At 74.1% G+C, this 15,508-nt stretch carries 15 protein-coding genes; 12 read left to right on the forward strand and 3 right to left on the reverse strand.

The annotated features are described in order from the left end of the window. The 4 genes from ACIQVZ_RS37145 to ACIQVZ_RS37160 all read left to right on the forward strand — a co-directional run. Positions 1-96, forward strand: a 96-nt coding sequence (locus ACIQVZ_RS37145; RefSeq protein ID WP_157849844.1) for an acyl-CoA dehydrogenase family protein, incomplete at its 5' end; no start/stop codon positions are given. A gap of 73 nt (positions 97-169) precedes the next feature. Further along, entirely contained in the window at positions 170-838 is a 669-nt protein-coding gene (locus tag ACIQVZ_RS37150) for a class I SAM-dependent methyltransferase (protein WP_402456342.1), read from the forward strand. A gap of 122 nt (positions 839-960) precedes the next feature. Continuing rightward, positions 961-2,553, forward strand: a complete 1,593-nt coding sequence (locus tag ACIQVZ_RS37155; protein WP_402456344.1) for an alpha/beta hydrolase — start codon at positions 961-963, stop codon at positions 2,551-2,553. A gap of 88 nt (positions 2,554-2,641) precedes the next feature. After that, complete coding sequence (locus ACIQVZ_RS37160; protein WP_063349108.1) at positions 2,642-3,091, forward strand: MarR family winged helix-turn-helix transcriptional regulator; 450 nt, start codon at positions 2,642-2,644, stop codon at positions 3,089-3,091. Positions 3,092-3,144: 53 nt separating this feature from the next. Here ACIQVZ_RS37160 and ACIQVZ_RS37165 read toward each other — a convergent pair whose 3' ends face one another. Beyond that, complete coding sequence (locus ACIQVZ_RS37165) at positions 3,145-3,537, reverse strand: MerR family transcriptional regulator (RefSeq protein ID WP_402456346.1); 393 nt, start codon at positions 3,535-3,537, stop codon at positions 3,145-3,147. Between the two features lie 152 nt (positions 3,538-3,689). Here ACIQVZ_RS37165 and ACIQVZ_RS37170 point away from each other — a divergent pair, with 152 nt between their 5' ends. Together ACIQVZ_RS37170 and ACIQVZ_RS37175 are read left to right on the forward strand one after the other, a co-directional pair. Next, complete coding sequence (locus ACIQVZ_RS37170; RefSeq protein WP_350886533.1) at positions 3,690-4,184, forward strand: peptidylprolyl isomerase; 495 nt, start codon at positions 3,690-3,692, stop codon at positions 4,182-4,184. 226 nt (positions 4,185-4,410) lie between these two features. After that, positions 4,411-4,968 carry a hypothetical protein gene (locus tag ACIQVZ_RS37175; protein ID WP_063349113.1) on the forward strand — a complete coding sequence of 186 codons (558 nt, stop codon included), beginning with the start codon at positions 4,411-4,413 and terminating at the stop codon, positions 4,966-4,968. Positions 4,969-5,140: 172 nt separating this feature from the next. On the opposite strand, the gene ACIQVZ_RS37180 is transcribed toward ACIQVZ_RS37175, so the two are convergent. Together ACIQVZ_RS37180 and ACIQVZ_RS37185 are read right to left on the reverse strand one after the other, a co-directional pair. Then, on the reverse strand, positions 5,141-6,073 hold the full coding sequence (locus tag ACIQVZ_RS37180) for an LCP family protein (RefSeq protein WP_350886530.1): 933 nt from the start codon (positions 6,071-6,073) through the stop codon (positions 5,141-5,143). 762 nt (positions 6,074-6,835) lie between these two features. Next, entirely contained in the window at positions 6,836-6,961 is a 126-nt protein-coding gene (locus ACIQVZ_RS37185; RefSeq protein ID WP_402456349.1) for a hypothetical protein, read from the reverse strand. 86 nt (positions 6,962-7,047) lie between these two features. Here ACIQVZ_RS37185 and ssuE point away from each other — a divergent pair, with 86 nt between their 5' ends. The 6 genes from ssuE (at position 7,048) to ACIQVZ_RS37215 (ending at position 15,503) form a co-directional block, all read left to right on the forward strand. Next, positions 7,048-7,602 (forward strand): NADPH-dependent FMN reductase, encoded by a 555-nt coding sequence (gene ssuE, locus ACIQVZ_RS37190; RefSeq protein ID WP_350886527.1) that lies wholly within the window; start codon positions 7,048-7,050, stop codon positions 7,600-7,602. Positions 7,603-7,932: 330 nt separating this feature from the next. Continuing rightward, positions 7,933-8,721: an ABC transporter ATP-binding protein gene (locus ACIQVZ_RS37195; RefSeq protein WP_402456351.1), complete on the forward strand. Its 789-nt coding sequence runs from the start codon at positions 7,933-7,935 to the stop codon at positions 8,719-8,721. 18 nt (positions 8,722-8,739) lie between these two features. After that, complete coding sequence (locus ACIQVZ_RS37200) at positions 8,740-11,307, forward strand: ABC transporter permease (RefSeq protein ID WP_402456353.1); 2,568 nt, start codon at positions 8,740-8,742, stop codon at positions 11,305-11,307. A 207-nt stretch (positions 11,308-11,514) separates the two neighbouring features. Continuing rightward, positions 11,515-13,515, forward strand: a complete 2,001-nt coding sequence (locus tag ACIQVZ_RS37205) for a hypothetical protein (RefSeq protein ID WP_402456355.1) — start codon at positions 11,515-11,517, stop codon at positions 13,513-13,515. A gap of 236 nt (positions 13,516-13,751) precedes the next feature. Then, on the forward strand, positions 13,752-14,792 hold the full coding sequence (locus tag ACIQVZ_RS37210) for a glycosyltransferase family 2 protein (RefSeq protein WP_402456357.1): 1,041 nt from the start codon (positions 13,752-13,754) through the stop codon (positions 14,790-14,792). 96 nt (positions 14,793-14,888) lie between these two features. Next, on the forward strand, positions 14,889-15,503 hold the full coding sequence (locus ACIQVZ_RS37215) for an acyltransferase (RefSeq protein WP_402456358.1): 615 nt from the start codon (positions 14,889-14,891) through the stop codon (positions 15,501-15,503). The last annotated feature ends 5 nt before the right edge of the window (positions 15,504-15,508 follow it).

Genomic DNA, 15,508 nt, shown 5'->3' on the forward strand with positions numbered 1-15,508 from the left:
CCGGTGGAGCGGATGATGCGGGACGCGAAGATCACCCAGATCTACGAGGGGACCAACCAGGTCCAGCGCATCGTCATGGCCCGCAACCTGCCGTAGCCGGACGGCGCCTCGGTCCCGGCCGCACCGCGGCCCCGACCGCGCCCGGCGGTGACGAGTAGGGTGCCGGACCATGACCGAGCCGGACTTCCTCACCACGACCAGGGCGTTCTACGACGCCATCGCCGTCGACTACGCCGACCGCTTCCGCGACGAACTGGCCGGCGAGCCGCTGTCCCGGGCGATGCTCGCGGCCTTCGCCGATCTGGTCCGCGCCGAGTCGGTCCGTACCGGGCGCGCCGACGGCCCGGTGGCCGAACTGGGCTGCGGCCCCGGCCGGGTGACGCACCACCTGCACGGCCTCGGCCTCGACGTCCGCGGCATCGACCTGTCGCCGCGGATGGTCGAGCTGGCCCGTGCGACGTACCCCGGGCTGGACTTCGCCGAGGGTTCGCTGTTCGACCTCCCGCTGTGCGACGGCGAGTTGGCCGGCGCGGTCGCCTGGTACTCGATCATCCACACCCCGGCGGAGCGCCTGCCGGAGGTGTTCGCCGAGTTCGCGCGGGTGCTCGCCCCGGGCGGCCTCCTGCTGCTCGCCTTCCAGGTCGGGGACGAGCCGCTGCGGATCGACCAGCCCTTCGGCCACCCGGTGACGCTGGACTTCCGCCGCCAGCAGCCCGACCGGATCGCGGAGTTGGTCCGCGCGGCCGGCCTGCGGCTCATCTCCCGCACGCTCCGCGAGCCGGAGGAGGGCGTGCAGCCGACCCCGCAGGCCTACCTGCTCGCCCGCAAGCCCGCCTGAGCCGCCCGGGGTGGTGGTGACAGCAGCATGACAGCGGTGCCGGTGGGGTGTGAGAGGTCTGACAGCGGGTGCCCCGAGCCTTGGTGATCGCACGTCAGTTCACCGAACGGGAGGCCCTGCCCATGCCCCGACCCCGCCTCACCTCCGCGCTCAGAACCGGTGCCGCCGCGGCCGCCGGGCTGCTGCTGGCCGGTCTCGCCCCGGCCGCCTCGGCGGCGGCCGCCCCCGCGGCGCCGGTGCCCCGGCTGGACTGGCGGTCCTGCGTGCCGGACTTCGACTGCGCCCGCGCGACGGTGCCGATGGACTACCGCGACCCGGCCGGGCGCACCGTCGAGCTCGCCGTCATCCGGCACCCCGCGACCGACCCGGCGCACCGGATCGGCTCGCTGTTCTTCAACCCCGGCGGCCCGGGCGTGCCCGGCACCCAGGCGCTGCCCGCCGTGTACGGGATGCTCCCGGCGCAGGTGCGGGAGCGCTTCGACCTGGTCAGCTTCGACCCGCGCGGCGTCGGTGACTCCACCCTGCCGCAGTGCTTCCCGGACGCGGCGGCCGAGCAGGGCCTGCTCGCCGGGCTGCCGGCCGGCTACCCGGTCGGCGCCGCCCAGGAGTCGGCCTGGGCGACGACGTACGCGCGCTTCGGCCGCCAGTGCGCCGACAACGAGCGGACCGGCCTGCTCGCCCACCTGTCCACCGCCGACACGGCCCGTGACCTGGACCTGCTGCGCGCCGCCGTCGGCGACCGCCGGCTGAGCTACCTCGGCACCTCGTACGGCAGCTACCTGGGCGCCACCTACGCCAACCTCTTCCCGACCCGGGTGCGCGCGATGGTGCTGGACAGCGCCCCCGACCCGGTCGCCTGGTCCACCGGGCGCTCGCCGCAGCAGCGCGCCCTGCCGCCGTTCCTGCGCACCGGCAGCGACCTCGCCGGCGCCCGCACCCTCGACGCCTTCCTCGACCAGTGCACCGACGCCGGCCCCGCCGCCTGCGCCTTCGCGGCGGCGGACCGGGACGCCACCCGCGCCAAGTTCGCCGAACTGCTCGACCGGCTCGGCCGGACGCCGGTGACGCTCGGCACTCCGCCGGCGGCGGTCACCTTCGACCAGGCCTCCACCGCCTCCACCGTCCTGCCGATGCTCTACGCCGCCGCTCCGGTGCCGAACGTTCCCGGCACCGGCTGGCCGGCGCTGGGCGGGCTGCTCCAGCAGCTGTGGACCGCCGCCCCGGACGCCTCGGCGCCGCTGCCGACCGGCGGCCAGCCCAAGCAGGCGCAGACCCTCGGGGCGCTCTGCGCCGACACCGTCAACCCGCCCGTCTCCGGTGCCGACCCGGCCGCCGACACCACGTACCCGGGGCTGTCCGCCCTCGCCCGGGCCCGCGCGGGCGCCACCGGCCCGTACCTGGTCTGGCAGAACCAGCGCTGCGCGGCCTGGCCGACCGAGGCCGCCCGGGACCGCTACACCGGCCCGTGGAACCGGCCGACCTCCGCGCCGATCCTGGTCGTGGCCCTCACCGGCGACCCGGCCTGGCCCTACGAAGGCTCCCGCGCGCTGGCCGACACCCTCGCCCGCGGCCGCCTGCTGACCGTCCACGGCTACGGCCACACGGCGCTGGGCAACCCGAGCGCCTGCGCCTGGGACCGCGAGCAGCGGTACCTGGTCAGCGGGGAGCTCCCGCCGCCCGGCACGGTCTGCGAGCCGGACCACCAGGCGTTCTAGGCCCTGCGGGCCGCGTCGCCCGGCCCGCCCTGGTCGTGCGCGTGCGCGGAGTCCGTGCACGCGCACGCACCTCGGTACGATGAACGTCATGAACCGTGCCGACCTCTCCCTGGGCCCGCTGTCCGAGCGGGACCACGCCTTCTACGGCCTGGTCTGGGCCGGCACCACCCTCGCCGCCCAGGTGGACCGCGAGCTCACCCGGGTGCACGGGCTGTCGCTGTCCTGGTTCGAGGTGATGCTCTGGCTCAACGGGCAGCAGGAGCCGGTCGCCGCCTCCGACCTGGGCGCGAAGACGATGCTCAGCCGCAGCCAGGTCTCCCGGGTGGTCGACGCCCTGGCCGCACGCGGCCTGGTCGCCCGCACGCCCTCCGCCTCCGACGCCCGGTCGGTGCGGATCGAACTGACCGGGCAGGGCCGCGCCGCCTTCGCCGAGGCCGACGCCACCCGGCGGGCCGTCCTCGCGCCGGTCTTCACCGACCGGCTCGACGAGGGCGACATCGCGGCCCTGGAAGCGGTCTGGCGCAAGCTGAAGGCCTGAGCCCTGAGCCCTGAGCTCTGAGCCTCCGCCACCCCGGGCCTCCGCCGTCTCGGCTACACCGCGCCGGCCTCCGCCGCTCCGGCCCGCGGTCGGCCGGAGGCGGTCGCGATCACCTCGTCCAGTACCTCGCGGGAGCGGAGCAGGTCGGTGATCATCCGGTCGATCCGGTCCCGTTCGGAGGCCAACTCCTCGACCAGCAGCGGGGTGGCGATCTCGTTCGGGCCGCCGTCGGAGTCGCGCATGCAGGGGAGGATCCTGTAGATCGTGCGGCTGTGCAGCCCGGCCGCGAACAGTTCCTGGATCAGCACGACCCGATCCACCGCCGGCTCCGGGTACTCCCGGTGCCCGCCCTCGGTCCGCCGGGCGGCCAACAGGCCCTGCTGCTCGTAGTAGCGCAGCGAGCGCTCGCTCACGCCCGTCCGTCGGGCCAGTTCACCGATCCGCATGCCGCCCACCCCGTCGTCGTGACCGAACGCCTGAACCTGACGCCGATGGTAGTTTCCCCGGCCCTCGCACCGACCGGATAACACGGGGCCGACACCCGGCGCCGGGCCGGGGGCGCCGCGCGTCGGCCGACGGGTCGTGCCATGATCCCTGCATGGCTTCCAACGTTTTCTTCGACATCGAGATCGACGGCGCTCCGTCGGGCCGCATCGTCTTCAAGCTGTACGACGACGTCGTCCCCCAGACCGCCCGCAACTTCCGCGAGCTCGCGACCGGCCAGAACGGCTTCGGCTACGAGGGCTCCGGCTTCCACCGCGTGATCCCGCAGTTCATGCTGCAGGGTGGCGACTTCACCAACCACAACGGCACCGGCGGCAAGAGCATCTACGGCGAGAAGTTCGCCGACGAGAACTTCCAGATCAAGCACACCCGCCCGGGCCTGCTGTCGATGGCCAACGCCGGCCGCAACACCAACGGCTCGCAGTTCTTCATCACCACCATCGTCACCGACTGGCTGGACGGCAAGCACGTCGTCTTCGGCGAGGTCGTCGAGGGCATGGACGTCGTGACGGCGGTCGAGAAGCTCGGCTCGCAGAGCGGCCGCACCTCGGCGAAGGTCACCATCGCCAAGTCCGGCATCGTCGAGTAGTCACCGGTTCGCGAGAACCGGTACCGCACACCGCCCCGGCAGGGGAAGTCGGATCAGCCGACCTCCTACTCCGGGGCGGTGGCGTGTCCGGGGGCAGGATAGTCGGGTCACCGGGCGGACGGGGCGGAACCGGGCAATCCCGGCGTGCGCCGGAGCGGTCGCTCTAGGCTCTCCGTGCGCGGTCGGAGCCGCAGCGAACTCGACACTCCGGCAAGGTGGTTCACCGATGGAACAGGACGCCGACGACGGCGCGGTGACGTACGAGCAGGTGACGGTGGTCTCGCTCGCCTCGTGCGAGCCGGTCAATCCGGCGCGGATCGCGGTGCGGGTCGCCTGCGAGGTCATGACGGTCAAGCGGGTGGCGGGCTACTGGGTGCGCTGGGACGAGCGCTGGGGGCCGGAGGAGATCCGCCACCACTCGCGCTGGGTGCCGGACGAGGAGTACGTGCGGCCGGGCGCCGGCGGCGTGGACGGCGCGCTCACCGTGACGGTGGCCGCGTACTGGACGTACCGGGAGGGCGGCAGCCCGCGCCGGCCGACCACGGAGACCGCGGTGGCCTTCCGGCCGGGCGAGGCCGAGCACGAACTGGTGCTGGAGCGGCCCGACCCGCACCGCCCGGCGGCCCTGACCGTGCACCTGACCGGCGCCCGCTGGCTGGCGGGCGGCGAGGGGCGGCTGATCCACTACGGCTACGCGGGCGCCACCGAGGCCGCCGGCGGCGAGGGGGAGTGGCTGGTCCGCTTCCCCGAGTGCGGCACCGGCCTGCTCCCGCAGGCGGGTTAGGCGCGCGCGGCGCGGGCCGGTCGGGAGCCGGGGCGCCATGCCGTGGAGCGCCACCGTCTCCTGGACCAGGTGGCCCAGGAGACGGTGGACGAGCGCGGGGACGGGCGGCATCCACCCGTTGCGGCCGCGCGGCTACTTCACGTCACGGCGGGCTGCTTCACGTCGCGGCGGGTTACTTGATGTCCGGTACCGCGGTGTCGTTCTTGAAGGCGTCGAAGACCTGCTTGGACTTGGTGGCGTCCCACAGCACCGCCGACTCCCCGGTCTTGGTCCGGTAGTCCGGGTTGCCGATCGGGACGGTCAGGGTCTTGCCGCCGCCGCCGTTGACGTCCTTCATGGCGAGGAAGAGCGAGCCGAGGTCGGTGAGGCCGGCGTCGTCGTCGACGATGAGGGTGCCGAGGGCGGAGTCGACCAGCGGGTAGAAGGTGAACGGGTTCAGCACGGTGCCGGGGGAGGCCGCCTGGTGGGCGAGGGCGCCGAGGAACTTCTGCTGGTTGCGCATCCGGCCGAGGTCCTGGTCGGCCATCTGGTGGCGCTGGCGGACGAAGGCGAGGGCCTGCTTGCCGCTGAGGGTCTGGTCGCCGGCCTTGAGGTCGAGGCCGGAGTCCTTGTCCTTGAGGTCCTGGTCGATGTGCATCTCGACGCCGCCGATGGAGTCGACGATGCCGACGAAGCCGGCGAAGCCGATCTCGGCGTAGTGGTCGAGGCGGATGCCGGTGTTCAGCTCGACGGTCTGGACGAGGAGGCGGCCGCCGCCGTTGCTGAAGGCCGAGTTGATCTTCGAGGTGGTGCCCTTGAGGGTCTTGCCGCTGCTGCTCTTGTACTCGGGGATCGGCACCCAGGAGTCGCGCGGGATGCTCATCAGGGTGTTCCCGTTGTCCCCGACGTGCAGGATCATCATCGAGTCGCTGCGCTTGCCGTCGGTGTCGTGACCGGTGTGCAGGTCGTCCTGTTCCGAGTCGGTGAGGCCCTGGCGGCTGTCGGAGCCGACGATCAGCCAGTTGGTGCCCTTGCCGGCCGGCGGGCGGCCGGGGTAGTCGGCGAGCACGTTCTCGTGGTTGAGCTTGGAGTCGGCCCAGAACCAGGTCGAGACGGCGGTGACCATGACGGCGATCAGGAGGCCGAAGACCGACCACTTGACGATCCGGCGCCGCGGCCACCGCCTGGTCCGTATACCGCCCGGCTGGGCGCCGCCCGGGCCCCCGGGCCCACCCGGCCGTCCGGGACCGCCGGGACCGCCGGGGCCCCCAGGCCCACCGGGCCCACCGGGGCGGCCGCCGGGTTGTCCGCCCGGACCCTGCGGCGGGACGCCGCCGAGTCGGGACTGCTCCGGCTGTCGTGGCGCGGGCGCACCCGGCCCGCGCGGGTTCATCGACGACGGCAGCGGCGGCTCGGCCGCCCCGCCGCCCCCGCCGCGCCCGTACGCGCCGCCGTTGCCGCCGCCCCCATACGGGTTCCCGTCCCGGTACGGGTTCCCGCCGCCTCCCGGGCGGCCCTCCTGCCACGTGTTCATGTCGTCGAGGATGCCCGACCCCGCCCGTGCTGACTCCCCCCGGGGTACTCACCAGGTCGCTTGTAGCAGTTTTGATGCACGGGTCGGATCGTTCCGCCGCAACTTCCGAGCGGCCGTACGACGGTGGGGGCGGGCGGCGCGGGCGCCGGGTCGACGTGAGCCCGGTCACCACGCGTCGCGTCACCCGCCGTTCAACTGGCGAAACGATTCTTGACCGGTTCGAACGCAGCGTGTTTGCATTTCGGGTATGGATCAGCGTTGGGCACTCACGCGTCGGCGGCACGTCGACCTGCGGCGTGGTGTGGCCTGTTCGCTCTGTCGCGGCTGAAGCGCGCCCACCGGATCACCTCGGCGTCACCCCACCCGCGCCGAGCACCCCACCTCGAACGCGTCGAGCACGTCGAGCACGTCGAGCACGTCGAGCACGTCGAGCACGTCGAGCACGTCGAGCACGTCGAGCACGTCGAGCACGTCGAGCACGTCGAAACACCTTCCCGGGCTCCGACCCGCAGCGGTCCTCCCGCGCCGCGTGGCGCCGCCCCCGCTTCCAGCCAAAGGTGAACCCCATGGCCACCGTCCTGTCCGTCTCCGGCTCCCCGTCCGCCACCTCCCGCACCACCCGCCTGCTGCGCCACGTCGACGCCGGGCTGGAGGCCCGCGGCCACCACGTCGTCCCGTTCGAGGCGCGAAGCCTGCCCGCGCACGCGCTGCTGTCGGGCGACTTCGACCACCCGGAGATCGTCGCCGTGACGGAGCTGTTCGCCCGGGCGGACGGCGTCGTGATCGGCACCCCCGTCTACAAGGCCGCCTACTCGGGCCTGTTGAAGGCCCTGCTGGACGTGCTCCCGCAGTACGCGCTGGCCGGCAAGGCCGTCCTGCCGCTGGCCACCGGCGGCTCGCCCGCGCACGTGCTGGCGGTGGACTACGCGCTGCGCCCGGTGCTCAGCTCGATGGGCGCCGGCCACATCACCCAGGGCTGGTTCGTGCTCGACCGCCACATCACCACCGGGGAGGACGGGACGACCCTGGTCGAGCGCGAGACCGACACCCTGCTGGCCCCGGTCGTGGAGGGTTTCGCGCAGGCCCTGGAGCGGCTGGCCGCACCGGTGCTGACCGGCTGAGGAACCGGGGCCGGGCCCCGTACGGGGCGTCCCCGAGACGGGCCGCGGCACCCCCTAGGGGGAGGGGTGCCGCGCCCCGCAGATCCTTGGTCGGCGGCTTCATTCCGGCGGATGACGAGCGCGCCCGCCGTTGCTCATAACGTTGTGGACGTCCCCGCTCGTGCCGACGAGGGGCGAGGTTCTCCCGGGAACCGGCGCCCGCCGGGCCCGGTGGGTGGGGTCAACTCCCGGTCGACGACCCTTCCTGCGCCATGCCCGCGTCCTGCGGCATGCCCGCGCACGGAGGGCCGGCCGGGGTCGACGGTCGGGCCCACTTCTTAGGAGACTCCAGTGACGACGGCAGCCACAGCCGTGTACGACCCCCAGCTTCCCGGCGGCACGCCCGCCGTCGCCGCCGCGGCCCGCCAGGTCAGCAAGGCGTACGGCGCGGGCGAGACCAGGGTCACCGCGCTCGACGCGGTGGACGTCGACATCCAGCGGGGCCGCTTCACCGCGATCATGGGCCCGTCGGGCTCCGGGAAGTCGACCCTGATGCACTGCCTGGCCGGCCTGGACACGGTCAGCGGCGGGCGGATCTGGATCGGCGACACCGAGATCACCGGCCTCAAGGACAAGCAGCTGACCAGGCTGCGCCGGGACAAGATCGGCTTCATCTTCCAGGCGTTCAACCTGCTCCCGACCCTGTCCGCGCTGGAGAACATCACGCTGCCGATGGACATCGCCGGCCGCCGGCCGGACCAGGCCTGGCTGGACCAGGTGGTGGAGACCGTCGGCCTGGCCGGCCGGCTCAAGCACCGTCCGGCGCAGCTCTCCGGTGGCCAGCAGCAGCGCGTCGCGGTGGCCCGGGCGCTGGCCGCCCGGCCCGAGATCATCTTCGGCGACGAGCCCACCGGAAACCTGGACTCCCGGGCCGGCGCCGAGGTGCTCACCTTCCTGCGCCGCTCGGTCGACGAACTGGGCCAGACCATCGTGATGGTGACCCACGACCCGGTCGCCGCGGGCTACGCGGACCGCGTGCTCTTCCTCGCCGACGGCGTGATCGTCGACGAGATGCACGCGCCCACCGCCGACTCCGTCCTCGAACGCATGCGCCGTTTCGACGGCAAGCGGACCAGCTGAGCGGGCGGGACGGGACAGATGCTGCTCAAGACCGCTCTGCGGAGCTTCTTCGCCCACAAGGGCCGCATGGCGCTCTCCCTGATCGCCGTGATGCTGTCGGTCGCGTTCGTCTCCGGCACCCTGGTCTTCTCCGACACCGCGACCAGCACCTTCGACAAGCTGTTCGCCGCGACCGCCTCCGACGTCTCCGTCCAGCCGCCCAAGCCGGCCGAGGACGACGACCAGCAGGTCTCCGACAAGCCGCGGACCGTCCCGGTGGCGGTCGCGCAGCAGGTCGCCGCGGTGCCGGGGGTGAAGTCGGCGGTCGGTCAGGTCATGGTCGAGAACGCGACCCTGGTCGACCCGGCCACCGACAAGCTGGTCGGCCCGACGTCCGGCGCGCCGACCCTGGTCGGCAACTGGACGCAGACCCCGCGCAGCGCGGTGCACCTCACCCAGGGCCACGCCCCGCGGAGCGCGGGCGAGTTGGTGCTGGACGCGGACACCGCGAAGAAGGCCGGGCTCGGCCTCGGCGCCAGGCTCCGGGTCGACAACGCCGACGGCCGGCACGAGTTCACGATCTCCGGCATCGCCTCCTTCACCACCACCAACCCCGGTGCGGCGCTGGCCTTCCTGGACACCCCGACGGCCCAGCAGGTGCTGCTCGGCGAGCAGGCGTACACCTCGGTCGAGGCGTTCGGTGACGGCAGCCGCGGCAACGACCGGCTCAAGGCCGACGCCCTGGCCGAGCTGGGCACCGGTTACCAGGTGAAGACCGCGGCCGAGCAGAAGGACGAGAACACCAAGAGCATCGGCAGCGGCCTCGGCTTCATGAAGAACGCGATGCTCGGCTTCTCGCTCATCTCGGCGTTCGTCGGCTGCTTCCTGATCATCAACACCTTCTCGATGCTGGTCGCCCAGCGCACCCGGGAGATCGGCCTGCTGCGCGCCATCGGCGGCAGCCGCCGGCAGGTGAACCGCTCGGTCCTGGTCGAGGCGCTGATCCTCGGCGTGCTCGGCTCGACCCTCGGGGTCGCGGCCGGTCTGGGCCTCGCGGTCGGCCTGATCAAGCTGATGAACGCGATCGGCATGAAGCTCGACGCGGGCGACCTGGAGATCGGTCCGACGGTGTTCCTCGCCGGGTACGCCCTGGGCATCGTGGTGACCCTGGTGGCGGCCTGGGTCCCGGCCCGCCGGGCGAGCCGGATCGCGCCGATGGCCGCGCTGCGCGACCACGGCACGCCGGCCGAGGGCCGCGCCAACCTGGTCCGCACGGTGGTCGGCCTCGTTCTGACGGCGGGCGGCGGCGGTCTGCTGGTGCTGGCCGCGCAGGCGGAGAAGGCGGCCACCGGCGGCCAGTACCTGGGTCTCGGCGTGCTGCTCACCCTGGTCGGCTTCGTGGTGCTCGGCCCGCTGCTGGCCACCGCCGTGGTGCGGGTGCTGGGCGCGCTGCTGCCGGCGCTGTTCGGCCCGTCCGGCCGGCTCGCCCAGCGCAACGCGATGCGCAACCCGCGTCGCACCGGGGCCACCGCCGCCGCGCTGATGATCGGACTGGCGTTGGTGATCGGCTCCTCGGTGTTCAGCGCCTCGACGGTCACCTCGGCCAACGCGCAGATCGACCGGTCGGTGGGCGCGGACTACATCGTCCAGGGCGGCCGCACCTCGATCACCCCCGAGATGCTGGACGCCGTCCGCCGGACCCCGGGCATCGACCACGTCACCACCCAGAAGTCCTTCAGCCCCAAGCTCCAGCTGCCGGACGGCCGGAGCGTGAAGACCAACCTCACCGCAGCGCCGCCCGCCTTCTTCGGCACCGACTTCCACCTCCCGGTCACCGCCGGTTCGGTGGACGCGATCGGGCGGGGCGAGCTGGGGATCGGCGAGGCCTTCGCGAAGGACCACGGCCTGAAGGTCGGCGACCAGGTGACCGTCGCCTACGGCAAGGGCCGCACCCAGGCGCTGCCGGTGGGCGCCGTGTTCGCGAAGGGCTCGCTGTTCGGCGACGGCTCCTTCGTCGACTTCGACACCATGGCCAGGGCCGTGCCCGCCGACGAGCAGCCGCCGGTCTGGACGTTCTTCGCCAAGGCCTCCTCCGGAGCCGATGTCGCGAAGACGCTGACCGCCCTGGAAGGCGCGCTCAAGGAGTACCCGCAGCTGACCATCAAGGACCAGGCCGGCTACAAGGAGGTCGTGCAGTCCCAGGTCGACACCCTGCTCTACCTGATCTACGGCCTGGTCGGCCTCTCCATCGCGGTCGCCGTGCTCGGGGTGGTCAACACCCTGGCGCTGTCGGTGGTCGAGCGGACCAGGGAGATCGGCCTGCTGCGGGCGATCGGGCTCTCCCGTCGCCAGCTGCGCCGGATGATCCGGCTGGAGGCCGTGGTGATCTCGGTGTTCGGCGCGGTCCTGGGCACCGGGCTCGGGCTGGCCTGGGGCGTCACCGCCCAGCGGGTGCTGCGCGACCAGGGTCTGGCCACGCTCTCCGTCCCGACCACCACGCTCGCGGTGACGCTGGTCGCCTCGGTGGTGATCGGGCTGGTCGCCGCCCTCGTCCCGGCCTTCCGGGCCGGGCGGATGAACGTCCTCGCGGCCATCGCGACGGACTGATCGCGGCCATCGCGCCGGACGGGCCGGGACCGGCGCGACGGACCGGCCACGGCCGTCGCGCCGGACGACGGACCGACCGGGCGGCGCGGGCCGCAGGACCCGGCGGCTGGGGGGCCGCCGAGGGGGAACGGGGGGCAGGGGCCGGGTGCGGGCAGCACCCGGCCCCTGCGGCACGGGCCGCCCCTGGCCGACTGAGATGATCGTCCGATGTTCGCCCCGGATACCCCGGACGCCCCGCCGCTGCCCAGCGCCGCGCCCCTCACCGCCGCCGCTGCCACCCGCTGGCGCGCCGCCCGCACCGCCTGGCGCCTGGACAGCCGCTGGCTGGCGCTGCTGCCGGCCGCCTTCGTCATCCTGGCCACCGCGGTGGAGCCGACCCCCGGTGACTGCAACGTCCAGGGCGTCTGCCGGGACACCTGGGGCTCCTCGCTGGCTGCCTGGTCGGTGCTCGCCGAAGTGGTCCTGCTGGCCGGCCGGTTCCGCGGCCGGGCGCTGGTCCCGCCGGCCGTCCTCGCGGTGCTCTGGTACGCCCCGCACGGCCTGGTCACCCCGCTCGGCCGCTGGACGGCCGTCCTGGTCCACCTGCTGCTCTCCGCCGTGCTGATCGGCGCCGAGCTCGGCCGCCGCCGCGCCCGCCAGCAGCTCGACGAACTGATGGCCCCGCCCGTCCCCTTCCCCTGGACCGCCGCCGGGGCGCCCTCGCCCGTCCACCCGGACGGCCCGCCGGTGCTGCGCCGCGCGCTCGGCGGCCTGCTGCTCGCCGCCGCCCTGGTGTTCCCGCTGTACGGGCTGTGGGAGCAGGCCCGGCAGCAGGCGAGCGCCGAACGGGCCGACCAGGTCACCGGCACCGCGGGTGACACCGACCAGGCCGGCGTCCTGACCGTCCGCTTCCACCCGCCCGGCGGCGGCCCGGAACGCACCGCCCGGCTGGACGTCTGGTGGGCCCGGTCGCCGCAGCCCGGCGAGGCCGTCCCGCTGCTGGTGGACGGCGACGCCGTCCGCGCCGCCGGCGACGACTACGACCTCACCGGCGCACTGACCGCCGGCGGCCTGCTCGCCCTGCCCGGCCTGCTGCTGCTCGGCTCGGCCGCCACCGCGAACGCCCGCCGCTCCCGGCCCTCCTTCGCGGGCTCCGCGCCCGCCCTCGCCGTCCGGGTCCGCGCCGACGCCCGGGGCGACCTGCTGGTGCGGCCGCTGGACGGCCCGCCGGACGGTCCCGCGCTCTGGCGGCTGGTCGAGCGCGACCGCTACCGCTGGGCCCATTACGGCGCCCCGGGCGGCGAGGGCCCGGCCTGGGTGCCCGAGCACCTGGAGACCGAGGACGACGACGCCGACCACCTCGATCTCGGGGTCTCCTACGACGAGGAAGAGGAGGAGCTCGGGGACGTCCTCGACCGGCTGACCCCGGAGCAGGCCGCCGCCTGGCTCGCCCGCGCCGGCCGGAGCGTGCCGGCCGTGCTGTACCGGGGGCCCGACGGGCCGGAGCAGCAGCTCCTGGTCCGCCCCGGACTGCTGGACCACGACCCGCGCTGGGTGGCGGCCGTGGTCGCCCCCGCCGCCCGGGCCCCGCGGCCGGGCCGGCGCACCGAGGGCTACCGGGAGCGGGAGCTGTCCGTCGCCGCCCTGACCGCCGAGACGGTGGCCGCCGCCCCCGCGGCCGGTCCGGACGCCGAACCGGTGGCCGCCCGGCGCTGGGAGATGCCGCTGCCGCTACGGGCGGCGGCCGGTCCGGTGCCCGCCCTGCTGCTCGCGGGCCTCGTCGTGCTGCTCGACCGGAGCGGCTGGTGGGGCGGGCTGGTCCACCCGCTCGTGACCGGCACGGTGGCGATCCTCGCCTGCGGCCGCACCCTCTCCTGGCAGATGGTCGCCGACCGGGACGGCCTGCGGATGGCCACCGCGCTGCGCACCCGGACCTTCCGGTGGCACGAGATCAACGCGGCCGCCGTCCACCGCAACCTGCTCACCGTCCAGCTGCGCTCGGGCGAGGAGGTCACCGTCGGCAGCCGCCCGGCCGCCTGGCTGGCCGGACACTTCGGGGACCGCTACGACCCGGTGGAGCTGGCCCGCGCCGTCGCGACCGCCGCCCACCGACCGGACCTGCGCCCGCACCGGTCGCTGCCGGACCGGCTGGGCGGTCCGCAGCACCTGCTGAACCGGTTGTCGCTGGTCGGCTACGCGCTCTTCACCATCGTTCACCACCTGCTCTGAACCTGCGCCGAACCTGCACCGAACCCGCGCGGCCGCCGCCGAACCCCGCCGGGGGCGCCCTCCCGGGCTCCGCCCCCTCCTCCGGAAACCGCCCGTTCCGACCCGGCTGCGGGCCCGTACGGGGAGCGGAGTACGGTGGTCGTGATCAAGGAGCCCAACCGGGCGCCGCGGGCTGCGTGCAGCGGCCCGGACCGGGACAAGACGGAGACGCGTCCGCACCGGTACGGTTGGCCCCGATGAACACCAAGGCTGCTGAGGAGCTGCCGGCTGTCTCCGTGATCATGCCGGTGCTCAACGAGGAACGACACCTGCGGACGGCGGTCCGGCGCATCCTGGACCAGGAGTACCCCGGGCCGATGGAGGTGGTGATCGCCCTCGGTCCGTCCACCGACCGGACCGCGGAGATCGCGGCCGAACTGGTGGCGGAGGACCCGCGGGTACGGACCGTGCCGAATCCCACCGGCCGCACCCCAGCGGGGCTGAACGCCGCGATCCGGGGCTCGCGCCATCCGATAGTGGTACGCGTGGACGGCCACGGCCTGCTCACCCCCGGCTACATCACCACCGCGGTCCGGCTGCTCGACGAGATGGACGCCGCCAACGTCGGCGGCATCATGCACGCCGAGGGCGAGACCGAGTGGGAGAACGCGGTCGCCGCCGCGATGACCTCCAAGATCGGTGTCGGCAACGCCGCCTTCCACACCGGCGGCCTGGCCGGCCCGGCGGACACCGTCTACCTCGGGGTGTTCCGGCGCGAGGTGCTGGAGAAGCTCGGCGGCTACAACGAGGAGTTCATCCGCGCCCAGGACTGGGAGCTCAACTACCGGATCCGCCAGGACGGCGGGCTGGTCTGGTTCACCCCGCAGCTCAAGGTGACCTACCGGCCCCGGCCGTCGGTGAAGGCGCTGGCCAAGCAGTACAAGGACTACGGCCGTTGGCGCCGGGTGGTCACCCGCTACCACCGCGGCTCGGTCAACCTCCGCTACCTGGCCCCGCCGACCGCCCTGCTGGCCGTCACCCTCGGGCTGGTGCTGGGCGTCGCCGTCCACCCGGCCCTCTTCGCGGTGCCCGGCGCGTACCTGCTGGGCATCCTCGGCGGCGGGCTGGTCGGCGGCCGCGGCCTGTCCTTCAAGGCCAGGGCGATGCTGCCGGTGGCGCTCGCCACCATGCACCTCAGCTGGGGCTTCGGCTTCCTCACCTCGCCCCGCTCACTGGCCCGCCGGGTGGTAAGCAGTGTCGGCCCGGCCGCCAAGGACGTCCTCTCCCGGGCGAGTTGACGCCGGCTCGACAGGTTCGTCCGACACTTTCCGCCGGGCGCGCGAAGGGTCGGACGAATCCTGGGAGTCGAGCCCGCACCGCTATCGTCGGTGCGCATGGCGACAGTTGAGAGCGGGCCCGGCGCGGCCCGGATCGAACCGAGCGCGGACGTCGACGAACGGGCCGCCATCGGCGCGGGGACGACGGTCTGGCACCTCGCCCAGGTCCGCGAGGAGGCGGTGATCGGCGCCGAGTGCGTGATCGGCCGCGGCGCCTACGTCGGCCCGGGCGTCCGGATCGGGGACCGGGTCAAACTGCAGAACCACGCGCTGGTGTACGAGCCCGCACTGGTCGAGGACGGGGTGTTCATCGGCCCCGCGGCCGTCCTCACCAATGACCGTCATCCCCGCGCGGTGACCCCGGACGGTCGGTCCAAGCGTCAACAGGACTGGCACGCCGAAGGAGTGACGCTCCGTCATGGATGCTCGATCGGCGGCCGGGCGGTCCTGGTCGCCGGGGTGACGGTCGGCCGCTGGGCGCTGGTCGCGGCCGGCGCGGTGGTTCACCGGGACGTCCCGGACTTCGCCCTGGCCGCCGGTGTCCCGGCCCGCCGGATCGGCTGGGTCGGCCGCGCCGGCGAGCCGCTGGAGCCCGCCGGCGACGGCCGCTGGCGCTGCCCCCGCACCGGCGAGCACTACCGGGAGACGGGCGGAACCCTCGCGCCGGAGTAGGGCCT

This window comes from Kitasatospora sp. NPDC098663 (assembly GCF_044760075.1).
Classification (GTDB): domain Bacteria; phylum Actinomycetota; class Actinomycetes; order Streptomycetales; family Streptomycetaceae; genus Kitasatospora.